The organism is Oceanospirillum beijerinckii DSM 7166 (assembly GCF_000422425.1).
In the GTDB taxonomy this organism is placed as follows: Bacteria; Pseudomonadota; Gammaproteobacteria; order Pseudomonadales; family Halomonadaceae; genus Oceanospirillum; species Oceanospirillum beijerinckii.
Window position 1 is genome coordinate 45,298 of the sequence record NZ_AULT01000012.1, and the last position, 24,561, is coordinate 69,858.

The 24,561-nt window shown below is 48.9% G+C and carries 18 protein-coding genes and 1 tRNA gene; 7 read left to right on the forward strand and 12 right to left on the reverse strand.

Features of this window, described 5'->3' with window-relative positions:
* The first annotated feature begins 86 nt into the window (after positions 1-86).
* Positions 87-383, forward strand: coding sequence for a YheV family putative zinc ribbon protein (locus H579_RS0105720; protein WP_342662780.1), 297 nt, complete (start codon positions 87-89; stop codon positions 381-383).
* A 42-nt stretch (positions 384-425) separates the two neighbouring features.
* Here the strand turns inward: H579_RS0105720 and H579_RS0105725 are convergent, their stop codons facing one another.
* The 5 genes from H579_RS0105725 to H579_RS0105745 all read right to left on the reverse strand — a co-directional run bounded on the left by H579_RS0105725 (position 426) and on the right by H579_RS0105745 (position 3,090).
* Positions 426-686 carry a type II toxin-antitoxin system RelE family toxin gene (locus H579_RS0105725; RefSeq protein ID WP_028299886.1) on the reverse strand — a complete coding sequence of 87 codons (261 nt, stop codon included), beginning with the start codon at positions 684-686 and terminating at the stop codon, positions 426-428.
* Positions 683-910, reverse strand: coding sequence for a type II toxin-antitoxin system RelB family antitoxin (gene relB, locus H579_RS0105730; protein WP_028299887.1), 228 nt, complete (start codon positions 908-910; stop codon positions 683-685). The genes H579_RS0105725 and relB overlap by 4 nt, the downstream gene beginning before the upstream one ends.
* Before the next feature lie 60 nt (positions 911-970).
* Positions 971-1,672, reverse strand: coding sequence for an endonuclease/exonuclease/phosphatase family protein (locus H579_RS0105735; protein WP_028299888.1), 702 nt, complete (start codon positions 1,670-1,672; stop codon positions 971-973).
* Between the two features lie 26 nt (positions 1,673-1,698).
* A complete protein-coding gene (locus tag H579_RS0105740) occupies positions 1,699-2,661 on the reverse strand; it encodes a homoserine kinase (protein WP_028299889.1) in 963 nt (320 codons plus the stop codon).
* Positions 2,662-2,811: 150 nt separating this feature from the next.
* A complete protein-coding gene (locus H579_RS0105745; protein ID WP_028299890.1) occupies positions 2,812-3,090 on the reverse strand; it encodes a DUF2782 domain-containing protein in 279 nt (92 codons plus the stop codon).
* A 141-nt stretch (positions 3,091-3,231) separates the two neighbouring features.
* Here H579_RS0105745 and polA point away from each other — a divergent pair, with 141 nt between their 5' ends.
* The 3 genes from polA to H579_RS0105760 all read left to right on the forward strand — a co-directional run bounded on the left by polA (position 3,232) and on the right by H579_RS0105760 (position 9,638).
* The gene (gene polA / locus H579_RS0105750; protein WP_028299891.1) at positions 3,232-6,024 is read left to right on the forward strand and encodes a DNA polymerase I; all 2,793 of its coding nucleotides are present in this window, start codon (positions 3,232-3,234) and stop codon (positions 6,022-6,024) included.
* A 327-nt stretch (positions 6,025-6,351) separates the two neighbouring features.
* The gene (locus H579_RS27655) at positions 6,352-9,057 is read left to right on the forward strand and encodes a bifunctional diguanylate cyclase/phosphodiesterase (protein ID WP_051227350.1); all 2,706 of its coding nucleotides are present in this window, start codon (positions 6,352-6,354) and stop codon (positions 9,055-9,057) included.
* A gap of 38 nt (positions 9,058-9,095) precedes the next feature.
* On the forward strand, positions 9,096-9,638 hold the full coding sequence (locus tag H579_RS0105760) for a hypothetical protein (protein WP_157834561.1): 543 nt from the start codon (positions 9,096-9,098) through the stop codon (positions 9,636-9,638).
* A gap of 268 nt (positions 9,639-9,906) precedes the next feature.
* Here the strand turns inward: H579_RS0105760 and speA are convergent, their stop codons facing one another.
* Positions 9,907-11,817: a biosynthetic arginine decarboxylase gene (gene speA / locus H579_RS0105765; protein WP_028299893.1), complete on the reverse strand. Its 1,911-nt coding sequence runs from the start codon at positions 11,815-11,817 to the stop codon at positions 9,907-9,909.
* A 263-nt stretch (positions 11,818-12,080) separates the two neighbouring features.
* Between speA and H579_RS24415 the strand changes: the two genes are divergently transcribed.
* Positions 12,081-13,178 carry an SEL1-like repeat protein gene (locus H579_RS24415; protein WP_051227351.1) on the forward strand — a complete coding sequence of 366 codons (1,098 nt, stop codon included), beginning with the start codon at positions 12,081-12,083 and terminating at the stop codon, positions 13,176-13,178.
* A 193-nt stretch (positions 13,179-13,371) separates the two neighbouring features.
* Positions 13,372-14,232, forward strand: a complete 861-nt coding sequence (gene speE, locus H579_RS0105775) for a polyamine aminopropyltransferase (protein WP_028299894.1) — start codon at positions 13,372-13,374, stop codon at positions 14,230-14,232.
* Between the two features lie 153 nt (positions 14,233-14,385).
* Here speE and H579_RS24420 read toward each other — a convergent pair whose 3' ends face one another.
* The 5 genes from H579_RS24420 to H579_RS0105805 all read right to left on the reverse strand — a co-directional run bounded on the left by H579_RS24420 (position 14,386) and on the right by H579_RS0105805 (position 21,091).
* The gene (locus H579_RS24420; protein ID WP_051227352.1) at positions 14,386-15,432 is read right to left on the reverse strand and encodes an extracellular catalytic domain type 2 short-chain-length polyhydroxyalkanoate depolymerase; all 1,047 of its coding nucleotides are present in this window, start codon (positions 15,430-15,432) and stop codon (positions 14,386-14,388) included.
* Positions 15,433-15,735: 303 nt separating this feature from the next.
* The gene (locus tag H579_RS0105785) at positions 15,736-16,803 is read right to left on the reverse strand and encodes an HD domain-containing phosphohydrolase (protein WP_028299895.1); all 1,068 of its coding nucleotides are present in this window, start codon (positions 16,801-16,803) and stop codon (positions 15,736-15,738) included.
* Entirely contained in the window at positions 16,803-19,511 is a 2,709-nt protein-coding gene (locus H579_RS27660; protein WP_051227353.1) for a PAS domain S-box protein, read from the reverse strand. Before H579_RS27660 ends, H579_RS0105785 begins: the two co-directional genes overlap by 1 nt.
* 755 nt (positions 19,512-20,266) lie before the next feature.
* Complete coding sequence (locus tag H579_RS0105800) at positions 20,267-20,761, reverse strand: Panacea domain-containing protein (RefSeq protein ID WP_211224671.1); 495 nt, start codon at positions 20,759-20,761, stop codon at positions 20,267-20,269.
* Between the two features lie 253 nt (positions 20,762-21,014).
* A tRNA-Arg gene (locus tag H579_RS0105805) sits at positions 21,015-21,091 on the reverse strand.
* Between the two features lie 328 nt (positions 21,092-21,419).
* Between H579_RS0105805 and H579_RS0105810 the strand changes: the two genes are divergently transcribed.
* Positions 21,420-21,839, forward strand: a complete 420-nt coding sequence (locus H579_RS0105810) for a c-type cytochrome (protein ID WP_245583219.1) — start codon at positions 21,420-21,422, stop codon at positions 21,837-21,839.
* Positions 21,840-21,993: 154 nt separating this feature from the next.
* On the opposite strand, the gene rep is transcribed toward H579_RS0105810, so the two are convergent.
* Positions 21,994-24,012, reverse strand: a complete 2,019-nt coding sequence (gene rep, locus H579_RS0105815) for a DNA helicase Rep (RefSeq protein WP_245583220.1) — start codon at positions 24,010-24,012, stop codon at positions 21,994-21,996.
* Positions 24,013-24,561: the final 549 nt, after the last annotated feature.

Here is a 24,561-nt window from a genome sequence, read left to right on the forward strand (position 1 = left end):
TTAACACCTACTTGCCTTACGACCTATCCCTAACTGACAGTATCCGGTTTTTACCGGATACTGTCGTTTTAATGCTTGTCTAATTTATGGACAAGCCAAAGAAGACAGATAAGCAGGCTTCAAGCCTGACCGAGATAACCATGACTGTGATTAAGCGCTTTATCGCCGGAGCGGTATGCCCCCGCTGTGGTGAGATGGACAAACTGAAAGCCTGGACGGAAGACGAAACTCAATACCGTGAATGTGTCGCCTGTGACTTTACCGATGAGATGTCACTGGTGATTGAACCAGAAGTGGATGAATTGGCCACACGGGTGAATCAGACTCAACCTGATCCAAGAGACGAGATTCAGGTGGTTAAGCTGATGGATCCAAAGGCTTAATCCTTGAGAGTGGATTGATTAGCGCTGCTAGACACTTGATGACTAATGGCGCTTGTAAATCTCTTTTCGATGACCAGCCTTTAAGACAAGAATAGTCATAACATTATCTTGTAGTTCGCAGATCACACGAAAATCTCCAATGCGATAACGCCATAGCTCGGATAGATTTCCCTTTAGCGCTTTTCCTGTTTTTCTTGGGTTATCGCCCTCTGCGGCTCGTGATTTTAGATAAGAGATAATACGCTTAGCATCCTCTTTGCCCATTTTTTTGAGCTGTTTTTTTTGCGGTATCGGATATTTCAATCGTCCAGGCCAAGCTCATGTTCAACATCCTTGAGTGAATGAGTCTTTTCTTCACCTCTACGAATCCGTTGTAGAGTTTCTTCAGCCAGATAAATTTCTTCTAACTCATCAAAGTGGTCTTCGATTAGTTTTCTTAAATAGAATGATTTAGAGCGCCCGGTGATCTCAGCTAAATGAGTCAGTCTATTCTCAATATCGTTATTCAGGCGGATGCTAGTTGGCATGTTGTGGACCTTTGCGGTACTTTTGTATTCACTGTATGCAGTGTATTACAGCGAGCGATGCTAACCAAGTTCGAAAGTAATTGGCATGTGATCACTGCTATCTATCCAGTGGTCATATTGTCCTACAGCCAAGGAGCTAACTTTCTCTTCAAGACGACGTGATAGAAACACGTAATCAATGTGATAGGGTTTCTCTGCTTTTCTTTGCAGAAATAAGGTTGGCCGGGTTTCCTGGCTCTGTTGTTCTTGGAACCAGTCATGGTACAGGCTGTTAATTCCAAGTGAGGCTAATTGGTTTACGACATCCGAGTGATTCCACCAGCGATCCCATTCATCCCACCTTGAGTTACTATTGAAATCACCAGCAATTATCACTGGCTCCCGTGCCATTTTTGGCCAGTGTTCCTGCAAGAACTTCCAGAACTGACCAATATAACGAAAGTTGGGTGAGTTGGCCTGCCGTGTCCAAACGGCGACTAGATTAAAGCTGTCGTTGATGCGGACAGGAAGGAAGAGTTCCAGGGTACCTGATGGCCAGGAAAGGTATTGGATTTCAATATCTTCTTGGGCGAAAATTGCTATCCCTTTATTTTTGGTTGGTCCTTTCCAAATATAGTTTGCAGCCCACTGTTGGTAGGCTGAGTGTTTTGTTCGTTCAGGATCTTCACATTCTTGAATGATATAAATATCAGCGTTTAGCTCGTTAAGTTTATCGAGTTTCTTCCTGAGTGCGCCATTACAGTTCCATGTAACTATCTTCATATATCATCTATCATCCGTTTATAGGCTTACCAACCGGCTTGCTTCACTCGATTCAGCAGAATCAATTTATAGTGTTCCGGGTCTTTAAAACCGTGATCATGCTCTTCCTCTTCGGCCAGGTGTTTGGCTATCAGACGGGAGATCCAGTAACGCAGGGCGCAGGCTCGCAGATAACTCGGCAGGGCATGACGTTCATCAGCGGTCAGTGGGCGTACGGACTCATAAGCTTCCAGTAGCGCTTGCTGCAGTTCCATATCTGGCTCGTGGCCGTCTTGGCAGCTCCAATCATTCAGTACCACAGACAGGTCATACAGCAGGTGCCCGTTACAACCGTTGTAGAAGTCGATTACACCGCTTAGTTTATCGCCCTGATAGAAGGTGTTATCGCGAAACAGGTCGCCATGCAGAATGCCTTCTGGCAGATTCGGGCACTCTTCCAACAGATCGGCAAAGTGGCTGATCTCCCGCTGCATTAGTTGCTGATCCATTTCGTCCAGCAGAGGTAACAGATCTGGAGCGACACGCTTCATCCAATCAATGGTGCGCAGATTGGGTTTATGCAGATCAAAGTTCTGGGCCGTAACATGCATCTGCGCCAGCCAGTTACCGATCGCTTTAGCCTGTTCAATATTGGGTTGTTCAGGATGAGTACCGATCAGGCAGGGAAACAGCAGGGCGGGTTTATCAGATAGAGTATGTAGATATTCGCCCTGATTATTCGCTATCGGTGCGGCAACGGTACAGAAGCCTTTATCTCGCAATTGTGTCAGCAGAGCAACAAAGTAACCGAGATCACTGTGATCACCCTGTTCAAACAGCGTCAGGATATAGTTTTCACTATCGGCACCGTTTTGCCCTGTATAGCTAATGCGATAGGTGGTGTTTTCGGTACCACCCATCAAACCCTGCAGCTGGTAGTCTGTTCCCAGATTGTAGCCTTGCAAAAAAGAATTTAATTCAGTTTCAGAAACCTTGGTATAAACGGCCATAAATCACCTGAGGAACGGACAAAAAATATAACAACTGTTGAACTGGCAGAATATATGACTTATAGCTTCCGAGGAAGTGGTTGGTTCGACAAATCTGCCTATACAGTAAGGTTATCTAAGTGTGGTGTGTTAGTGATAAGGGTTCCTCTGTTACCAACGCAGTAGCACCCATTCAGGAATTAGAAAGGATTTTCGTTTGCTGTCGTGACGAACATAGTTACCATCGCCGTTCACATCGACCAGATAGTATTCCGGGCCCACCTTGGGTTTGACTTTAATGGCGTACAGGATGCCATTTACCCGATACTCGTACAGCGTCCGGTCACCGCCATCGCGAATGGTGATTTCCGGTTCCGGCTGCTGTCCCTCTGCATGAGCTTGTACTGTCGGCAGTGCCAATAACAGGCTGAAAAAAACTGCGCGTAACATGGTTTAAATCCTTGTCAGACCTTTGGTCTGAATGCCGTGTGTGTTTTATCATGAAGCCAAAAGAAGATAACAGCAGACAGATCAAGCATTAACGGCTGTTATTTCCTCTCTATTATAACCGAATTGAGTTGATATCCTGCTATGAATGACACTGCCCAAGCTCCCTTGGTTCTGGTCGATGGTTCTTCTTACCTCTACCGTGCTTTTCATGCCCTGCCACCACTGGTGACCTCCAAGGGGCAACCCAGTGGTGCGATTAAGGGTGTACTGAATATGCTGAAAAGCTTGCTGAAACAGTATCCTGAAGCACCGGTTGTGGTGGTGTTTGATGCCAAGGGTAAAACTTTCCGTGATGATATGTTTCCTGAGTACAAGGCTCAGCGTCCACCGATGCCAGATGACCTGCGTGCTCAAATCGAGCCTTTGCATCAGGCGATCCGGGCAATGGGACTGCCATTGCTATGCGTAGAAGGTGTGGAAGCCGATGATGTGATTGGTACTCTGGCACAACAGGGTGAAGCGGCGGGGCGCTCGGTGGTGGTGTCCACCGGTGATAAAGATATGGCCCAGCTGGTGACAGAGAAAGTCACGTTGGTGAATACCATGACCGATACCGTGATGGATATCCCTGGTGTTAAGGATAAGTTTGGTATCGGCCCTGAGTTGATTATCGACTTCCTGGCCCTGATGGGGGATAAGGTGGATAACATACCGGGTGTTCCAGGTGTGGGTGAAAAGACGGCACTGGCACTGTTGCAGGGTATCGGTGGTCTGGATGCTATCTATGCGGATCTGGATCAGATCGCACCGCTGGGTTTCCGGGGCTCTAAAACCCTGGATAAGAAGATGGCCGAGCACAAAGAGATGGCTTACCTCTCCTATGAGCTGGCCACCATCAAGTGTGATGTTGAGCTGGATGTAACCATCGACGATCTGGTGCTGGCGCCTCAGGATACCGATACGCTGAAAGCGATGTATGCCGAGCTGGAGTTTAAAACCTGGCTGAATGCCCTGAATCGTGCGGAAAGCCAGTCCGATAAGGTGGCCGAGGACAGCGCCACGGCCGCAGAGGTTGAACAGATTGCGGAAGAGGCTTCAGAGGAACCTGTGATTGCCGGTGAGTATGATACGGTACTGACCGAAGCTGAATTTAATGCCTGGCTGGAGCAGCTTAAAGCCGCTGATCAGTTTGCCTTTGATACCGAAACCACCAGTCTGGACTATATGCAGGCGGAGATTGTGGGGGTGTCCTTTGCCGTTGAAGCCGGTAAAGCGGCCTATGTACCGGTCGCCCACGATTATATGGGCGCGCCGGAGCAGCTGGATCGGGATTGGGTGCTGGCACAACTGAAACCGCTATTGGAAGATCCGGCAAAAGGCAAGATCGGTCAGCATCTGAAATACGATATCAATGTACTGGCTAACTACGGTATCGAACTGCAAGGCGTGGCCAGCGATACCATGCTGGCATCTTATGTGCTGAACTCGACAGCCACCCGTCACGATATGGACAGCCTGTCCAGTAAGTATCTGGGCCATACTACGATCAGTTTTGAACAGATTGCGGGTAAGGGTGCTAAGCAGTTGACCTTTAACCAGATCGAAATGGAACAAGCATCGCCTTATGCTGCAGAAGATGCGGATATCACCCTGCGTCTGCATCAAAAGCTATTGCCTATGGTGGCAAAAGAGGGACGCTTACCTGAGTTGTTGAGCGATATTGAACTGCCTTTAGTGCCGGTGCTGTCCCGTATTGAGCGCAATGGTGCCAAGGTGGATGTGAACAAGCTGGGCGCACAAAGTCAGCAGATGAGCGAACGTCTGGTGGAGCTGGAACGTGATGCCTTTGAGCTGGCCGGTAAAGAGTTTAACCTGAGTTCTACTAAACAGCTGGGTGAGATTCTGTACGACCAGATGCAGCTGCCGGTACTGAAGAAAACCCCTAAGGGCAAACCGTCGACTGCGGAAGCTGTGTTGCAGGAGTTGGCGTTGGATTACCCGTTGCCTAAGCTGATTATGGAGCACCGCAGTTTAAGCAAGCTGAAGTCCACCTATACCGATAAACTGCCGCAGATGATCAATCCGAAAACCGGGCGTATTCATACCTCTTATCATCAGGCGGTAACAGCGACAGGTCGTTTGTCGTCCAGTGATCCTAACCTGCAGAATATTCCGATTCGTACCGAAGAGGGCCGTCGTATCCGTCAGGCCTTTGTGGCAGAAGAGGGCTTCAGCATCGTTGCGGCGGATTATTCCCAGATTGAGCTGCGCATTATGGCGCACCTATCTGGCGATAAAGGCTTATTGGAGGCTTTCCAGAATGATCAGGATGTACACAGAGCAACTGCTGCAGAAGTTTTTGGTTGCTCGCCAGAAGATGTCACATCTGATCAGCGTCGTAGCGCCAAGGCGATTAACTTTGGTTTGATCTACGGTATGTCCGCCTTTGGTCTGGCCAAGCAGCTGCATATTGAGAATAAACAGGCCCAGATCTACATCGAGCGTTATTTTGAGCGCTACCCTGGAGTGGCCCGTTATATGGACTCCATTCGGGAAAGTGCAAAAGAACAGGGTTATGTGGAAACCCTGTTTGGCCGCCGTCTTTATCTGCCGGAAATTAATGCCCGTAACGGCGCTATGCGCAAGGCTGCTGAGCGTACCGCCATTAATGCTCCGATGCAGGGGGCTGCAGCGGATATTATCAAGCGCGCCATGATTGCTGTGGATCAATGGCTGCAGGCTGGTGAAGATGAAGCCTGCAAAAATGTCCGTATGATTATGCAGGTACACGATGAACTGGTGTTTGAAGTGCCGACCGGGCAGGTTGAAGCCTTTAAAGCGGCACTGAAGCCTTATATGGAGCATGCTGCTGAGCTGGATGTACCGTTACTGGTAGAAGCGGATTCTGGTGAAAACTGGGACCAAGCGCACTAAGTTTTCCGTACTAAGTTTTCCGTACTAAGTTTTCCGTACAAAGTCTTCCGCACTAAGTCTTCAAAGGTGACTGAAATCATCGGTGATTAAACTTGTTGATTGAGGTTTTTCTTTCTAGCCTCATTGATAGGGTTCAGGCCTGTAATGCTATCGTGTTACGGGCTTTTTTGTGCCCGATAAAGCCGGATTAAGACTAGGGGCATTCATTTATAGCGGCAGAGTGTGTTAAAACATTCACAGTAATAATAATCATAAGAATAGAAAGCGTACCTGCGGATTGAAAAATATCAGACGCTATTTATCGCGCAGGGACGCTAAGGCTCCGATATGTTAAACAGACTGTCTTTACGTAAAAAACTGTTAGTCATTCCCGCACTGGGATTTCTACTGACAGGACTGGTCATTATCCTGATGTTAAGTCTGCTGAATCGTCAGCATCAGTTCACCGGGCAAGTGGTTAAATATGACCTGGGCAATATTCAGCATTACACCTCATTGTTATCCGATCTTTCCCGCAATCATGTGGCGATCCATGATCTTCTGGCGCGTAAACAGCAGCTCTCAGCCGTTGATCTGCAAGAGCTGGGTAGAGCCCGTATAGCGGTCGTACAGCAGATCTACTCCAGCCTCAGCGATCAATTTGATCAAAACAGAGCGTACAGTGATTTAACCATTGATGAACCGCTGGAACAGTTAAAAGGCAGTCTGAGTCGCTATATTAATGCACTGGAGCAGGCTTTCCTGCCCGATTTACTGCGACAAAGTGATACGCAACGACTGCAGGAGGCCAATCAGCATTTGGCGGTCAGTCATAAACACTTTATTGGCTTATTGGAACAGATGGGGCGTCTGATCCAGGATGAGAGTGACCAACAGCTGAAAGGACTGGAGGAGCATATCCGCCTGGTGACACTATCTGTTGCTATCCTGTTGATTTTTCTGATTGCTTACAGCTTTCGCCAGTCCAGTGATCTGTCTAAACAGTTGCATGACATGATCGATGTGATGAACCAGCTGGCGCGGGGTGAGCTTAAACTGCGCAGAAAGCGTGAGGACTATGGCAGCCATGAGCTGGAGCAGATGTCGGAAGCGATTGATAGCTTTCACGCCAGTCTGCGCTCATTGGAACGTACGCAAAATAAGGTAGAAGAGAAGAATCAGCAGTTGAATCAGGAAGTGCGTCATAAAGAAGCGGCTGAAGCTGAGCTGACCCATGCACTGGATGCTCTGCAGATCGCCAATGATGAGCTGGAACATAGGGTCGCAGAGCGAACAGAAGAGTTAGCGCAGCGTAACAGTGAGCTGGTGCAGGAAGTGGAGCAGAGAAAGCATGCACAGCAGCAACTGCAGCTGTTTAAGATGGCGGTACACAATACCAGTGAGGCGGTGATCATTACCGATGCTCAGGCCAAAATTCTGGAAGTAAACCCAGCGTATTGCCAGATCACCGGTTTTCAACGAGAGGAAGTGCTGGGTAAAAATCCTAATATTACCCGTTCGAATCGCCATGATGCTCGTTTCTATCAAACCATGTGGCGCAGTCTGTCCAGCAAAGGGCACTGGAGTGGTGAGATATGGGACCGGCGAAAAAGTGGCGAAGTGTTCCCCAAATGGTTAACCATTAATGCTGTCTACGGTTCTCAGGATGAGCATACCTATTATATTGGTGTGTTTATGGATATCAGTGATATGAAGCAGACGGAGCGACAGCTGGAGCAGTTGGCTTACTATGATGTGCTCACGCAGTTACCTAATCGCATTCTGTTCCAGGATCGTCTGGAGCAGGAAGTGAAAACCTGTGCCAGTGAAAACAGTCGTTTTGGTGTGCTTTATATCGATCTGGATCGCTTCAAATACGTTAATGATACCTTGGGACATGCGATTGGTGATCAGCTACTGGTTGAAGTGGCCCAGCGGATTAAACTGTGTTTGCGGGAACCCGATACGGTGGCCCGTATCAGTGGTGATGAATTTACCGCGATTATTCGTAGTGTGCATGAACCTCAGGATCTGGAAGTCGTTGCCGGTAAGATTATCCATGCCATTGAACAGCCCGTAGTGATTGATGAGCGTGAAATCTATGTGGGCTGTAGTATCGGCATCAGCCTATACCCGGAACATGGTGCCACTAGTGAAACCCTGAAAAAGCATGCGGATATAGCGATGTACCGGGCTAAGGAGTCCGGACGAGGGCGCTATCAGCTGTTTGATTATCAGATGAGTGCCGTCAATGTGGATCGTATGGCATTGACCGGCCAGTTAAAGCAGGCCATTGCCCAGCGGGAATTTATTCTGCACTTCCAACCTATTGTTGATATTCCAACGCGCACAATTGCTGCAGTGGAAGCCTTAATACGCTGGCAGCCTGAGCCGGATCGCATTGTTTATCCCGGTGATTTTATAGAACATGCAGAAGAAACCGGCTTAATCCATGAGATCGGTGATTGGGTGCTGGAGTCGGCTTGCCAGCAGGGAGCAGAATGGAATCGTCAGTTGGAACATCCGGTGGCGATTGCTGTGAATCTGTCTGCGGTTCAGTTTGAAAACCCTGATCTGGCTCAGCATATTGATCGGGTGTTACAACACAGCGGTTTAAAGCCAGAGTTGCTGCATGTGGAGATTACTGAAACGACGGTAATGAAACACCCTGAACTAACCGAGCGGCTTTTGCATGAGATCTCTGCCCTGGGGGTGGGTATCTCCATTGATGATTTTGGTGCTGGCTATTCTTCTCTGAGTTATCTGATGCGTTTTACTGCCAATAAACTCAAGATTGATCGTGCTTTTACCCAGCAACTGACCGAGCGCCGTAGCGATCAGATTATCCCCACGGCAATTATCAATTTGGGTCATAGTTTAAATCTGCAGACCGTTGCGGAAGGCGTCGAAACGGCGTTTCAGCTGAAAATGTTAGAAGACAAGGGGTGTCACTATGCCCAGGGCTATCTGTTCAGTAAACCGGTTGCCGTACCGCAGGCATTTGAGATGCTTCAGCAGCATACTTTAATTGAACAGACCGCTGCCATTGAATGAGGCCAGGGTAGACAGTCTTCGATATTTAAGGCGAGGGAATGGAATTTTTTCCCCACAATAAGAGTCATAACGACAGAGCAGAGTATACTCTGCCGGTCACTATCAGAGGATCATCTGATAGAACCTGTGACGAATCAGTTTCACGGGAAGGTGTGCAATCGTGGGTAACAGAAGCAGGTAATACGATGCTAAAGAAAATGATGTGTTTGCTATTTGTAGGTTTATTCAGTGTGCAGGCACAGGCTGTGGATGGTGCCGCAGTGAAAGAAAAAGCGGAAGCGCTACTGGATGAATCGGCTGAAGTGGTGTCGGAGGCTGCCAGTGAAGTCGGTGCTTCGGTATCGGAAGCCGCAGGGCAGTTGGGAGAGAAAGCCTCTGAAGCCATGGGTGGTGTCGGTGATGATCTGAAACAACTGGGCAGCAAATTATGGTCTGCGGGTAAGGATGCGGCAGAAGTGGCGAAAGATGAGCTACAAAATGCGAAAGAGTATCTGGAAAAGAAAGCTGAAGAACGCGAGCAGCAGAGTGAAGAGCAGCAGAAGCAGCAAGAGAAAGCCAGTAGCAACACAGTGGCTATCTAAGCTGACACTCAATATTTAATACCGTTTGCAGGGCATAAGTGAGTTACCACTTATGCCCTTTTATAACATTCCCGATAAGTTTCTTGATATCAGAGTAGGTTGGATAAGCGAAGCGCCATCCGACATTTGCTTCGATCTGGTTATTGCCGGAAGGTGCCTTGCGGCTTGTTCGACCTGCAACAACTTATCTTGTTTGGTGTTAGCGTTGAGCTTTATCTTTTTGCCAAGGTGCGCAAGGGGCTACCTTTTAGCCTCCAGCCTCCAGCCCTTATTCTTCCAGATAGGTATAACCGGCCAGGCCCGCTTCCAGCTCTTGAATAAAGGCCGCTTGCTCCTCTTCGCTCAGATCACTGGCGGCCAACTGTTTCTGGTAGCCTTGCAGCAGTTTATCCTGATCATAGTTCACGTATTCCAGTACCTTGGCAACCGTGTCACCCTTGATGATCTGATTGATCTGCACCTGGCCGGATTCATCCAGTGTGATATCGACAGAGTCAGTATCGCCAAACAGGTTATGCAGGTCGCCCAGAATCTCCTGATAGGCTCCGACCAGGAAAACACCCAGCAGACGCTGTTCACCTTCCGGCCAGGCTGGCAGCGGCAGGGTTGTTTCCAGGCCCTGTCCATCAACATAGCGGTCAATACGGCCATCGGAGTCACAGGTGATATCCTGAATCACGCCGCGGCGCAGCGGTGGCTGATGCAGTTGGGACAGCGGCAGAATCGGGAAGATCTGTTCAATACCCCATACATCCGGGATCGACTGGAACAGGGAGAAGTTGGCAAACAGCTTATCGGCCAGCTTCTCGTTCAGCTCATCCAGAATCTCCCGGTGCGCCCGGTTACGGGTGTTCAGTTGGTTACGCAGTTGGGCACAGGTTGATGTATACAGACGCTCTGCCAGGGAGCGCTGACTCAGATTCAGAATACCCAGGGTATACATATCCTGCGCTTCCGACATGCACTGCACCACATCGTGATAACTTTCCACCAATGAGCGCTCATCTGCGCCTTGTTTAACCAGCTGATGGACGCGCCACAGCTCCTGAATAACGGACGCTTCATCATCATCGATCTGATCCGGTGCTGACGTATCCGGGGATTCGATATCGATAATATCGGTAATCAGTACCGCATGGTGGGCGGTGATGGCCCGGCCAGACTCTGTAATCAGATGCGGATGGGGCAGATCATGGTTCAGACAGACTTCATTCAGCGCTTGCACAACGTTCTTGGCGTACTCTTCCATACTGTAGTTAATGGAACAGATGCTGCGTGAGCGGGTGCCTTCGTAATCCACTCCCAGTCCACCACCCACATCTACAAAGCGCACATTCGCACCCAGTTGACACAGTTCATGATAGAAACGACCACACTCTTTCAGGCCGCGCTGAATGTCACGGATATTGGCGATCTGAGAGCCCAGGTGGAAATGCAGCAGCTGTAGGCTATCCAGCGCATTCGCCTGCTCCAGTTTCTCTACCAGCCACAGGATCTGAGTGGCCGACAGACCAAACTTAGACTTCTCGCCCCCGGTGTTCTGCCAGTTGCCCTTACCGATAGAGGACAGACGCGCACGCACGCCCAGGCGTGGTTTCACACCGATTTTCTGACTCTCTTCCAGTACCAGGTTCAGCTCGTTCATCTTTTCAATCACGATAAAGACACGGTGCCCCAGTTTCTCTCCCATCAGAGCCAGACGGACGTATTCACGGTCCTTATAGCCATTGCAGACAATCACGGAGTCCCGTTGGCCGACCTGAGCCAATACGGCCAGCAGTTCGGGCTTACTACCCGCTTCCAGACCGACTCGGTTTTTGGAACGGGCCGAGGTGTTCAGAATCTCTTCCACCACGCGGCGCTGCTGGTTCACCTTAATGGGATAAACCGCAGTATAGCCACCCTGATAGTCCTGCTCCTGCATGGCGTGATCAAAGGCATGGCACAACCGATTCACCCTGTGATGCAGAATGTCGGTAAAACGTACCAATACCGGCAACGACAGGCCTTGTTGCTGTTGTAACATCTGACACAGTTCGGTCAGATCAACGGCAGACGCCGGTTGTGCAGGGCTTGGACGTACGGTTACCCGGCCTCTTGGGTTCACACCAAAGTAATCACTGCCCCAGTGGCCAATGTTGTAGGTGCGGAACGCATCATCAAGGCTCCAATCGGTCATTTTTATCATCCCCAATTCAGTAAGGCATAAAACGCGCATTATGTATTCATCAGACAGCGATGAAAAGCATTCTGCTCAATCTGTGCCCAATTCAGAAAAATTCATGATTATCGCTAATCACTTGACCATACTTTAACTATCCATGCCATATAGCCACTGTCTGTTCAGTACAGTTTAGTCAGGGAAATGGGGTCTTATTGAGCACTAGAGACGTTTAATCGGTGACTTGCGGATAGAGCTAACGGTATTCGGGAGGATAAATTATGCGTTCTTTAATGATAGCCGTTGCTGTATTTACACTGACAGCCTGTGCGTCCCGCTATGAACAGGCGCAGTTACCACCAGAGCCTGAGTCTACCGAACTGGAGAAAGCCGAAGTGCGCTCCAGCCAGAATATGAAAGACCTGATCGGTTTGGCCGAGTCCGGTAATCGTCAGGCGATGATGAGCCTGGCGCAGTTTTATGATCAGCGGATGAAACAGAAAGGCGGTGAAGCCCTCTCCCTGATGTGGCTGCGTAAAGCCGCAGATTCCGGTTTGGCGGATGCCATGTATGAGATGGCCAAGATGCATGACTTTGGTGACGGTATTCCCGAAGACAATGATCGGGCGATTTTCTGGTATCACAAAGCCGCTGAGCTGGGCCATGTTTCCTCAATGGTCAATCTTGGTGTCATTTATGATACCGGTGAAGGTGTTGAAGAAGACAACGCAAAAGCCCGTGCTTTTTACCTCAGTGCAGCACAACAGAAAGACTCTGATGCCCAATACAATCTGGGCCTGATGTATGAAAACGGTGAAGGCATTGAGCAGGACTACAAGCAGGCGGTGAATTGGTATCAGCTGGCCGCCAATCAGGGGGATCTGAATGCCATGGTTAATCTGGGGCGTCTGTACCATCTGGGTCAAGGCGTGGACCAGAGTGAACAACAGGCCCGTTACTGGTTCCTGAGAGCCGCAAAAGCCGGTGAGCCCAGTGCTCAGTTTAATCTGGCCGGTATCTATATGAGTCCGCAAGCGCAAGCGCCTGATTTTGAACAGGCCGCACGCTGGTATCGTCAGGCAGCCCATGGTGGTATTCGTCCGGCGATGTGGCAGCTGGCCAATATGTATCGTGTTGGATATGGCGTGAAAAAAGACAGCCGTCAAGCGTTTCGCTGGACTCATAAAGCCGCTTATTCCGGTATGGTTCCGGCGCAGTATCAGCTGGGTTTGATGTTTCTGCAGGGTGAAGGCACGCCTGTGAGTTTTAAACTGGGCATGCACTGGATCACTGTCGCTGCCCGCCAGGGGTATCCGCAGGCTCAGGCTTATGTCAGAGCGATTATGCAGGACCAGCAGGCGCAACCGATACAGATGTAGTGTGCTGCTTCCATTCGGGTCTTGCCTCTCTTTAAGTTTGGGCTTAAGTCGTTAATTTTTTCAGCGTTTGGGAAAAGTTAACGACTTTTTTAATGTATCCTGTTAAAAAGCACTTTGTTTCGGGCATAACATTCAGTATCGTTGCGCCCCTTCAAATTCTTTGCCTTTTTACACCCTTTGTTTTGAGGTCATCATGAGCGAACAACTGGATAACAGCTGGTTTACCGAAGTATTTTCTTCCTGTGGCTCTGCCTTTTCCATGAAGGTAAAAGCCAAGCTGCATGAGGAGCAAAGCCCTTATCAGAAACTGGAAATCTATGAGACAGAAACCTACGGTAATCTGATGGTTATTGATGGTTGTGTCATGCTGACGGATCGTGACAATTTCCTATATCACGAGATGATGTCTCACCCGGCACTGTTCACGCACCCTGATCCTAAGCGTGTGGTGATTATCGGTGGCGGTGACTGCGGTACGCTGCGTGAAGTACTGAAGCACCCAGGTGTTGAAAAAGTAACCCAGATCGATATCGATAAGTTGGTAACCGATCTGTCAGAGAAATACTTTCCTGCCCTGTGTGACAGCAACGATGATCCGCGTGCGGAGCTGCTGTTTGAGGATGGCGTGAAGTGGGTTGACGATTGTCCTGAAGAAAGCATCGATCTGATTATCGTAGATTCCACCGACCCTGTTGGTCCGGCTGAAGGTCTGTTTAAAGTAGACTTCTTCAAGCGTTGTTTCCGAATTCTGAAGCAAGGCGGCATTATGGTGCAGCAGTCTGAATCACCGCTGTACCATACCAATAGCATTATCCGTGACCTACACACTGATATGCAGGCAGCGGGTTTCTCAACCACGGCTACCCTGCCTTTCCCTCAGCCGGTTTACCCATCAGGCTGGTGGAGCTGCACCATGGCCGGTAAAGGTACAGATGTGAAAAGCTTCCGTAGTGATGAAGCGGAAGGTAAAGGCTTTGAGACCGAATACTACACGGCGGATATCCACCGTGGCGCTTTAAGCCTGCCACCGTTTATGAAAAAAGTACTGGGCTAATCGCCTGTATTGGAATATCAGCTGACAGCCTGATGTTCCTCCCTGCCTTTTCAGTCATAAAAATAGCCCCTGGCGTTTTGTCAGGGGCTATTTTTTTGTCGCCAGAGGTTTCGGATAATAAGTGCAGATGCTTGAGGGAATAACAGGCTTCCTTCAGGAGCGGCTGTGTAATTCTGTTTGTGGTTTGAGCTGTTGTATCATGCCGACAATCGCTTTGAGCTGTTGATTATCGCGGGTATAAAAGCGGTCTTTCTCATAACCCCACCAATCCCAACAGCCCTGTGGATTAGGCAGGCTCTTTTTCGCCTGTGGATAGAGTAATACGATGCGGTTGGTATCGGCCCAGCGATTAAAGCCGCTGTGCTGGAAAAAACTATTACCAATCACTTCAGCACTTTGACTGCAGCCGTGCAGTACCACATGCAGCTGGCACTCCTCTTCACCACTCTTACAAGCCTGCGGCAGATAGAGATAACCCCGGTCCAGCATGCCTTTACCTTCATAGAAGTCACTTTGCCCAAATTCGATCATGTCACCTTCCGGCTGATTGCTTGGGGCGTTGAGCTTGCCATACAGCACTCTGAGTGCCTCCCCTGCCCCATCAAAATGGCAGTTTTGCAGGTGGTTGCCATCTTCAACACCGCACTCAGTATTGGTTAACAGGGTTGGAAAGGCATGGCCGGCCTGAGGTAAGCCAGTAATTCGTATATTGTAAGAAGCGACCAGTTTTTGATAGAAACCGATCAGGCTTTCAGTGATTTCAGGCTTTACCACCTGATCTTTTTGACCATAGAAGATATACACAGGGTCATCGACCAGTAGAGCGGGGTCGCCAATCAAGCGCTTACGGCTGGCTCGGTGCAACATGGCCATACGTTCATCTAAGCTGGCAATAGGAAATTGGGTCTGCATACAGGACATCAATGCGTGGCTCAGCCCTTTCATGGCACAGCCCCAAGGGCCGGCAGAAAAGATAGCAGCCCCTTCAATCAGTTCGGGGTATGCCAGATGCAACTGGTTTGCCAGATAACCGCCCGATGAAAAACCGGAAACGGTGACCCTGGGATGATCGAGGCTGGGGAGGGAAGGAAGCCGGGAATAATGCGTATCCGGCTCACTGGAACTACAAGCTGTCAGTAGAAGCAGGCTCAATAGGAAAAAAATAACAAAAATAAATGGTGTTGATTGGCGACAGTGCATGTCTAAACCTGGGCTGAAGGGTATGACGCTAAAGATAACGAAAATAGGCTAAAAAGCCTATTAAGCCTTATGCTAATAGGCTGAGTTAAGGGAATCTGCTACCTATCTTGAGGTAGTTCTCCAACTCTTTTCTTTATCTGAACATGACTAAAAAGTGGACCTCTTTTACCCCGGAAAGAGCATCTGTATTTGCACCTTTTCCCAGAGGGCTGTGGTCAGAATATGGCGCTATCAGTTGTTATCCACAATTTTTATCCACGAGCTACCCATGGTTAACCACAAAGTTATCCACAGGTGAAGGGGTTATGTCCCAGGTTCTTTGTGGGTATCACGGATCATCAGAATTTCTGTCAGGTTATCCATAAAAGCATCCACTAATGCCGGATCAAAGTGCTTGCCTTTGTTTTCCTGAAGCAGGTTCAGTGCATCTTCTACCGGCCAGGCTTTCTTGTAAGGTCGTTCAGAGGTTAGAGCATCAAATACATCGGCGATGGCACATATACGGCCGACCAGCGGAATTTCATCCCCTTTCAGGCCATTAGGATAACCACTGCCATCCCACTTTTCATGGTGAGTCAGGGCAATGTCCCGCGCCATTTTTAGCAGCTCGGATTCAGCACCTTCCAGAATATCTGCTCCAATCTGAGCATGACTCTGCATGATCTCCCATTCATCCGGTTCAAACTTACCGGGTTTAAGTAGGATATGATCGGGAATACCGATTTTGCCGATATCGTGCATCGGGCTGGCGTTCAGCAACAGATCGCACTCGGATTCACTCATTCCCATCACCTCGCCCAGAAGACGGGAGATTTTGCTCATACGCACAATATGCAGGCCGGTTTCATTATCCCGATATTCTGCGGCACGACCCAGTCGGCGTACCACTTGCAGACGGGTTTCATTCAGCTCTGCGGTACGCTCCTGAACTTTATGCTCCAGAGACTCATTTAATCGCTCTAATGCTTCGCGGTAGAGCTTACTTTCCAGCAGGTTGCTGACCCGATGTAGCAGCTCGTTACGTTCAAACGGTTTGGTAACATAGTCTCGGGCGCCCAGTTCCAGCGCTTGCGTACGAAACTCCTGAGCACTCTGAGCTGTCAGAACCAGCACCTGAGGTGTACTGCCAAAGCGTTCTGTTAATGCCTTCATGACGGCAAAGCCATCCATATAAGGCATATTAAGATCCAGCAAAATCAGATCATAGTGATGTAACTCAAACAGATCGCAGACCAGACGGGGGTCCATGGTTGACTGAATACGCTCGTATCCTGCTTTGGCCAACGTACGTTCCAGCAGTTTTACATTGACTGGTTCATCATCAACTATCAGAAGCTTAGCGTTATATATGCTTATCTCGGATGCCGTCATTAATTCTGTCCTGTTTGTGCCTGATTGGCATCGGGTAGCCAGCTATCCAGGCGATCAAGGAATGGCTGGACCTCTATCGGTTTACTGATACATTCAGCGAAGCCTGCTTCGACACCCAGTATTGTGGCCTCTATCGATGTATCGGCCAAAATTGCGAACACTGGAATATCGTCTACTACTAAGTGCTCTCGCTGTTTTATTGCTGCCAGGAGGTCAAAGCGCCCCATGTCAGGAATACTGACCCCTAACAATACCAGATCTGGCTGTTGTTTGCTGATCATCGTCAGCCCTTCCCCAGCAGATACCGCATGCAGCAGTTGTATCTCTGGGCGTAGCTGAAAAATCTGCTGTAGCTGTTTAAAGTCGTTGTTGCTGTCTTCAATATAAAGAACAGTATATAGATTAGCTTGTTCCTGTTGATCCTGGTAATAAGGAATATCCAGCCAGAAGGTACTACCCTGGCCTTCCTGACTGACAAAACCCAGTTCACCACCCATGTTGTGTGCCAGTTTTTGGCTGATGACCAGGCCAATTCCTGTGCCCTCAATGTTTAAGGCTTCTGCACCCAGGCGGTGAAAAGGTTGGAAAATATCCCCTAGCTTGTCTTCTGCAATGCCTAAACCAGAGTCTTGAACTGAAATGCGAATCATCGATTCACCGGAGCGTGTGATATCCAGCTTAATATCACCACCATCTCGGTTGTATTTCACCGCATTGGATAATAGATTCAGCAGAATCTGTTTAACGCGCATACGATCAGCAAAAGCCGCTAAGTTCTGGTTTTTCTGTTCAGTGTAGAGGATAGTAATCTGACGACTATCGGCCTGGGTCTGGGTTAATGTCAGGCACTCATGCAGTATTTCCTGAAGTGATACCCTCTCCAGTGCAAGATCAACCCGGCCTGCTTCAATTTTAGCCAGGTCGAGCACTTCATTAATCAGTTCCAGCAGATGACGTCCGGCATTAACGATTTCATTAACGTTTTCCAGCTGGGTTTCATCCAACTCTTCCAGTTCGAGTAACTGAGCAAACCCTAAAATCGCATTCAGGGGCGTTCTTAGCTCATGACTCATACTGGAGAGAAATTGGGATTTTGCCACATTGGCCCGCTCTGCTTCCTCTTTAGCGGTAATCAACGCATGTTCAGTCTGACGCCGGTTAATACCCAGAGCGATCACATTACACAGTCGATAGAGCAGTTTCTCATCTTCTTCATTATGACTATCAAAGGCCCGCATGCTTAGCACCGCTGCACCAATGAGTTCGTTGTCCAGAGTCAGGGGGATAAGAATATGGCTATGAGCGGGTACCTGATTACAGTGGCGGCAGCTCAAGAGTGTTTGACTGGTTTTTTCTTCTGCCAGTTTTTCCAATGCGCTGTGCAGGTCAGGGTGATTAGCCAGGTTACTGTCACTGACAATATTTAGTTTGGCTAAAGCGCGCCATTGTCCATCGGGCTTTTGAGGAGCCAGGTGCACCGAGGCGATAGACATCAACCAAGGCAAGGACTCAAGAATAAGCTCCAATGCCCGGTGTAGATAGTGGCGAACAGAGCTGCCCTGTAAGGTCAGTTGGAAGAGTTGACCAATGAGTTGTTCCTGAGCGGCTGCCCGACGAATTTCAGCCTGTTGAGCCTTGATCTCACTGAGATCAACAAAAGCACCAACATAATGAGTGGTTTCACCAAAATCATTTTTTACTGCCGTGATTGTGAGCCACTCTGGATAAATTTCTCCATTCTTACGTTTATTCCAGATTTCACCATCCCAGCGTCCCAGCTGATTGATTGACTGCCACAGCTCCCGGTAAAACTGTTGATTTTGCCGGCCAGAATGCAGCACCTGGAAGGTTTTGCCAGCAATCTCATCAGGGCTGTAGCCTGTAATCTCACAGAAGGCGGCGTTCATCTCAAGGATAATGCCGTTGTGATCCGCAATCACAATGCCTTCATGGGATTCAAAAGCAGTGGCCAGCAGGCGCAGCTTCTCCTCATCCTTTTTACGGGCGCTAATATCGTGATAAGTGCCTAGAATACCGCTGACCTGGCCAGCATCATCGCGAATAATCTGCTTGTGGCCCCGTATCCACTGTACTTTACCGTTAATCTCAAGGGCTTCCTCAAACTCAACGCTTTCCTGTTGGCCGGATAGCAACAATTGGTCCTGTTGAGAGAACGTCAGGCGATTATGCTCTGACCAAGGCATCTGTTTGACCTGATGGCCCCTCAACTGATTAGGGTTTTGCATGCAGGCATCGGCCAGAAATGCCTGATTTGCACCAACATATTCCTGTTGTGTATTTTTCCAAAACACTCGGGTTGGGATGCGATCCATCACCAACTGCATCACATTATGACTGGTTAGACTGGGGTCAACGGGGTGATAGTTGTGCAGCTGCTGGGCAAAACACTGAGCCCAGGTTGGGCTAAATGCAGGCTGAGGCAGTTGGTCACTATAAAGCACAAAATCATTATTCAAGGGGATCTGCTGCAGACCTGACAGATCCGGTACCTCGGGTGAGGCACTACAGCCTGACTGGCTATGTTGAAACAGCAGTTTGCCCTTATGATCGGCAATATAAAGCGCCCCGGCTTGCCATTGTTTGGCAATAAAGGCCATGGTCTCGCATACCAGCTGTTCTTTTGCCGGATGAGCATAGCCCAGTGCAAACAGTTGCTCACTAAATTCCTGTGTGGTCATGGTCTGCATAGTAAAATGCTATTTTGCCTCTTTAAGCTGCTTCTAGCACAAAGCGCAGTTTGGCCAGATGAAAATATTGAACACAGAGCTTTCGAATTCAGTATCTTCTGTATCAGGGGTGACAACAAATGACTTTTTCAAAAATGCTCTAGATAGAACTATAGCGTTTCTTGAGCGAGAGAAAATCAGAAATTGTTAAATTTGAGATGGTTAAAGAGGAGTCGAGCGATTAAACCCCCTATGTGTTAAGCACCTACACAGAATCTTTCGACATATCCACCCTTATCGTCTCCGACCACGACAGTTATCAGAGAGCACAGATCAATCATGCTGCAGAAAGAAAGGCCAAGCGATGGTAGCGAATGGCTCTTACTTTACTTGGTAGCCACATCAGTGAAGAACTTCTTTATCTTGGGTGAAACGAATGGTGACTTTAGCAATCCCTGGCATACGTAGGCGTATACTGATTCAGAGACAGTACCATAGGGTTGGAACAGTTTTTGGTTAACACCTGTAACCAACTTCTGAACCTCAATGATTCTTGCCCTACGATAGTCCACGAAGCTGGGGCGCTTAATGGGGGTTAAGCACACAGCTGTCATCATATCGCTGGCCGTGCTTGATGCTGGATATGCTGACAATAAGCACCAGCTGTTCTTGAGTAACAGGATCCGTTAGCAAGATGAATAGATGTTTGCGGTCAGGGTCATGAGCTGGGCCAGAGGGAATCAGCAGCGTAGCTCGCTTTATTGGAAAGAACAGGCTCATAGACTGCCGAATAGCTGATCTAGTTTCCTCTGTTCTTGCAGGCTGGCGCTTAGGTTTTTGGCAGTGGCTGCATCGTAACCTACAGCCCGAAATATATCCTGATCTGATATAGGTCTGGAGCTACCATTAGGGTCTTGCCACTCAGGGCACTGGTCATGGGTGTAGTCCCGTATCTGCCACCGGGTCATGTGTCCGAACTCTTGCCAGACCTTTTCCATGACGGAAATCTCTGCTGGGCTTATCTCATCCAGATCGTCAATGGATGTCACCTGATGTGACAGAGCGACTTCATGGTTAGCCTTATCTGTTATCCATGACTCCCAACCACCTGCAACCGGTTCCACGTTACCGTCGATACATTCCAGTGTACGAGACAGCACAGGGCCGTGTGGCATGGAGACGGCGCAATCGTCAGAGATAGGAAAGCCATAATCCCGCATAGCTTCCCGGTCAGCAAGATACATCAGCTTCATAAGCTTTAGGTGCGACATTCTCCCGCCTCGTTTGAGAAGGAAAAAGGCAGCAATCTGTGCGGCTTTGCGTTCAGTAAACATGATGCTTATTTTCGACTGGCTTAAGGTTGGTATTAGGCAACTATAACGTCAGGCAGGTTCAGGATAAAGTTGTTTCATATTATGCATAGCCGTATCACTTTTGGCAGGCAGCTGGCAAAAAGCAATCCCGGTTTTGGGGAATGATTCACCGGTATGATGTGACTTAAAATGCCATTAAAGCAGGCTGAAATGGCCCGCTCGGCGCGATTTGAACGCGCGACCACCGCCTTCGGAGGGCGGTACTCTATCCAGCTGAGCTACGAGCGGGCAGTGGTGCAGCATTTTATGGAGTAATGAGGCGGATGTCTACCGGAAAACCGGTACAAATTTCGATAACCGTGTGTAATCCAAGCTTTTTGTTCGTTGAATTTGCTCTGTGAGCCGATTTTATTCATAGCCTGATAAATCAGGCAGTTAAATGTCAAAAAACGGCATTTATTTGACTTGATCAGGTATCTCAAGGCCCTACTATCCCTGTTGGCTATTTCCGCTAAGACTAATTGCCGCTATACTTCCGGCTTTTATGGTTTATAGAATACACACCCGAAGAGACGAGGTTCGTTTTTCTAGGGATCAGTGATTAGAGGTGGTGAGAGTGAAACGCAGCGGTATGATCGCAGGTGTAATGGGCGTGCTGATGGGTGCGGCTCTGAGTACATCAGTACAGGCGGCAGTATCTAAAGATGCAATTGCTGAGCGTCTGAAGCCAGTAGGTGACGTTTGTCTGCAAGGACAGGATTGTGGTGGTGCAGCTCCAGCTGCGGCAGCCGGTGGTAAATCTCCTGAAGACCTGTACGCAACTGTATGTGGCGCTTGTCACAACACAGGTGCCGCGGGTGCACCTAAGAAAGGTGGTGCAGGTGCTTGGGCTCCTCGTATTTCCCAAGGCATGGATACGTTGTACAACCATGCTATTAATGGTTTTAACGCTATGCCAGCAAAAGGTGGTAATCCTTCTCTGAGTGATGATGAAGTGAAGTCCATCGTGGATTACATTGTAGAAAACAGCAAGTAAGCTTCGCTTCACTTATTGTTGCTACAATAAAAAAACCGGCAGACCTGACTGCCGGTTTTTTTTATGCCTTGGATTTACGCAGAGACTCAGGATCGGTGTAATCAATCTCCCCCTCTCTTAGCCGATAGCGTTTAATCCTTATGCTCCAGAATCCCTATAACCCCAGGCTCTTTTTCAGGCTGTCCAATGCGGCATTGCCCCGTTCACGCTTGGCTTTTTCCGGCTCCTGCTCTTTCCCTTCCCAGGCGAGATCATCCGGTGGCAACTCGTCGAGAAAGCGGCTCGGCGTACAGTTCATCATCTCGCCAAACTGTTTACGCTGCTGAGCAAAGGTCAATGCCAGGGTGCGTTTAGCACGGGTAATACCCACATAGGCTAAACGGCGTTCCTCTTCGATATTACCATCATCGATGCTGTTTCTATGGGGCAGCAGATCCTCTTCCATGCCGATAATATAGACGTGAGGGTATTCCAGACCTTTTGACGAGTGCATGGTCATCAGCTGCACCCGGTCAGAATCATCTTCCTGCTCCTGCTGTTCCAGCATATCGCGCAGTACCAGACGGGCGATGGCATCTTCAATACCTGCTCCCTCATCATCTTCCTGCATGCGGCTCAGGGTATCCTGCAGGGAGTCCACCAGAGTCCAGACATTAGCCATGCGGCGTTCCGCGACCTGAGGCGAGCTGGAGTTTTGATACAGCCAACCCTCGTAGTCGATATCGTGGATCATCTCGCGAATCGCAGAGATGGAGTCATCCTGATAACAGCGCTGGCGGGTTTTCTCCAGCCAGTGGTTAAAACGCCCTAACTTTTCGACCTGTTTTTCGCTCATGGTTTGTTCCAGGCCCAGTTCGGAGCAGGCCTTAAACATACTGATATGGCGTTGATTGGCGTAGGTGCCCAGCTTTTCCAGGGTTGAGGGGCCAATCTCACGCCGGGGCATATTAATCACCCGCAGGAAGGCGTTATCGTCATCCGGGTTTACCAGCAGTTTCAGGTAACCCATGATATCTTTGATCTCATGACGGGCAAAAAACGAGGTGCCGCCACTGATCTTATAGGGTACCTGAAACGCCTGAAGTTTGATTTCTAATAGCCGGGCCTGGTGGTTACCGCGATAGAGAATGGCAAAGTCTTTATAGCTGGCATTTTGCTTGATACGGTTAGTCAGGATCTCCGTTACGACCCTTTCCGCTTCCGCATCTTCGTTACGACAGCTGATCACCCAGATCTGATCTCCTGCCCCCATCTCACTCCACAGGGTTTTCTCATAGACGTGAGGGTTGTTGGCGATTAAAGTGTTGGCCGCTCGCAGAATCAGTGAGGTGGAGCGGTAGTTCTGCTCCAGTTTCACAATACGCAGGCTGGGGAAATCTTCACCCAGTTTGACCAGGTTTTCCGGACGGGCCCCGCGCCAGGCATAGATCGACTGATCATCATCCCCTACTACGGTCAGCGCGCCGCGGAAGCCAATCAGCAGTTTCACCAGTAGGTACTGGCTGACGTTGGTATCCTGATACTCATCCACCAGCATATAGTGAATTTTGTTCTGCCAGCGCTCTAAAACTTCAGGGTAATCCCGAAGCAGGCGTACCGGCAGGCGGATCAGATCATCAAAGTCCACGGCATTGTAAGCCTGCGGGTGGCGGTCATACTCCCGATATACAGCGGCTGCTAAGCTCTCTTTATCGTTCTCGGCCAGGCCCAGGGCTTGTTCCGGTTCGATCAGATCGCTTTTCCAATTGGAAATCATACTCTGTACCAGACCGATAATTTCAGCGTCAGTCTGGAAATCTTTATGCATCAAGTCCTTGATCAGCGACTTGGTATCCTGATCATCAAACAGGGAAAAACCGGCCTTATAACCCAGGATTTTGTGTTCCTTGCGGATAATCGTCAGACCCAGATTATGGAAGGTGGAGACGGTTAAACCCCGGGAATCGGAGCCCTGCACCAGCTTGGTGACACGCTCTTTCATCTCCCGTGCGGCCTTATTGGTAAAGGTAACCGCAGCGATACGATGGGCCTTAATGCCGCATACCTTAATCAGATAAGCGATCTTGGTAGTGATTACACTGGTTTTACCACTGCCAGCACCGGCCAGCACCAGTAAGGGGCCACCGACATACTCAACAGCTTCACGTTGACGGTCATTCAGACGGGAGAGCATGGACAAGATTCCCATGGCAGTAGAGTTGATCAGAAAACGTTATTTTAGCAGCACACCAACAAAAATTAATGGCAATCGATAAATTTCCCTTGAGATAACGCTTGGCTTGGCAGATAGCGTTGGGGCGATAAGGTGTTAACCCTAAGGGCGAGGTATCTAATACTCAAGCATAAAAAAACCGGGCAAAGGGCCCGGTAAAACAACCGATTCTTAAGCAGCGCGAAAAAGATCGGTTTACGATTGAGTAGAAATTCGGAACTCGGTTTCTCTGATTGCTCGCCTCCTCTGTAGCCTAAATTCGTTACGATCAGTTTTTGCAGGAGCCCGGGTATACCCCGGTTTCCGGTGATCGGCCGGAATGTGCTGTAAAAAACTCAACAAAATGGTCTCGGATAGAGACAGTACCCATCTTGGCCCGTGTGATTTTTCGAAGGGGCCCAAAACCTTTTTGTTGAGCTGTTTATCCCTACCTATCACTACTGCTATTTTTTAGTTTCAGATCTTCTTGGTTTTGGAGTAAACCACCGGCCCAATTGGGGGATCAGACCG

Excerpts from the sequence above, each read along its gene's own strand:
- H579_RS0105745 (WP_028299890.1), bottom strand. The coding sequence starts at position 3,090 with ATGTTACGCGCAGTTTTTTTCAGCCTGTTATTGGCACTGCCGACAGTA.
- H579_RS0105735 (WP_028299888.1), bottom strand. The coding sequence starts at position 1,672 with ATGAAGATAGTTACATGGAACTGTAATGGCGCACTCAGGAAGAAACTC.
- H579_RS0105740 (WP_028299889.1), bottom strand. The coding sequence starts at position 2,661 with ATGGCCGTTTATACCAAGGTTTCTGAAACTGAATTAAATTCTTTTTTG.
- H579_RS0105760 (WP_157834561.1), top strand. The coding sequence starts at position 9,096 with ATGGAATTTTTTCCCCACAATAAGAGTCATAACGACAGAGCAGAGTAT.
- H579_RS0105800 (WP_211224671.1), bottom strand. The coding sequence starts at position 20,761 with ATGTCGCACCTAAAGCTTATGAAGCTGATGTATCTTGCTGACCGGGAA.
- H579_RS27660 (WP_051227353.1), bottom strand. The coding sequence starts at position 19,511 with ATGCAGACCATGACCACACAGGAATTTAGTGAGCAACTGTTTGCACTG.
- H579_RS27655 (WP_051227350.1), top strand. The coding sequence starts at position 6,352 with ATGTTAAACAGACTGTCTTTACGTAAAAAACTGTTAGTCATTCCCGCA.
- H579_RS24420 (WP_051227352.1), bottom strand. The coding sequence starts at position 15,432 with ATGCACTGTCGCCAATCAACACCATTTATTTTTGTTATTTTTTTCCTA.
- H579_RS0105785 (WP_028299895.1), bottom strand. The coding sequence starts at position 16,803 with ATGACGGCATCCGAGATAAGCATATATAACGCTAAGCTTCTGATAGTT.
- H579_RS0105720 (WP_342662780.1), top strand. The coding sequence starts at position 87 with ATGGACAAGCCAAAGAAGACAGATAAGCAGGCTTCAAGCCTGACCGAG.
- speA (WP_028299893.1), bottom strand. The coding sequence starts at position 11,817 with ATGACCGATTGGAGCCTTGATGATGCGTTCCGCACCTACAACATTGGC.
- polA (WP_028299891.1), top strand. The coding sequence starts at position 3,232 with ATGAATGACACTGCCCAAGCTCCCTTGGTTCTGGTCGATGGTTCTTCT.
- rep (WP_245583220.1), bottom strand. The coding sequence starts at position 24,012 with ATGCTCTCCCGTCTGAATGACCGTCAACGTGAAGCTGTTGAGTATGTC.
- speE (WP_028299894.1), top strand. The coding sequence starts at position 13,372 with ATGAGCGAACAACTGGATAACAGCTGGTTTACCGAAGTATTTTCTTCC.
- relB (WP_028299887.1), bottom strand. The coding sequence starts at position 910 with ATGCCAACTAGCATCCGCCTGAATAACGATATTGAGAATAGACTGACT.
- H579_RS24415 (WP_051227351.1), top strand. The coding sequence starts at position 12,081 with ATGCGTTCTTTAATGATAGCCGTTGCTGTATTTACACTGACAGCCTGT.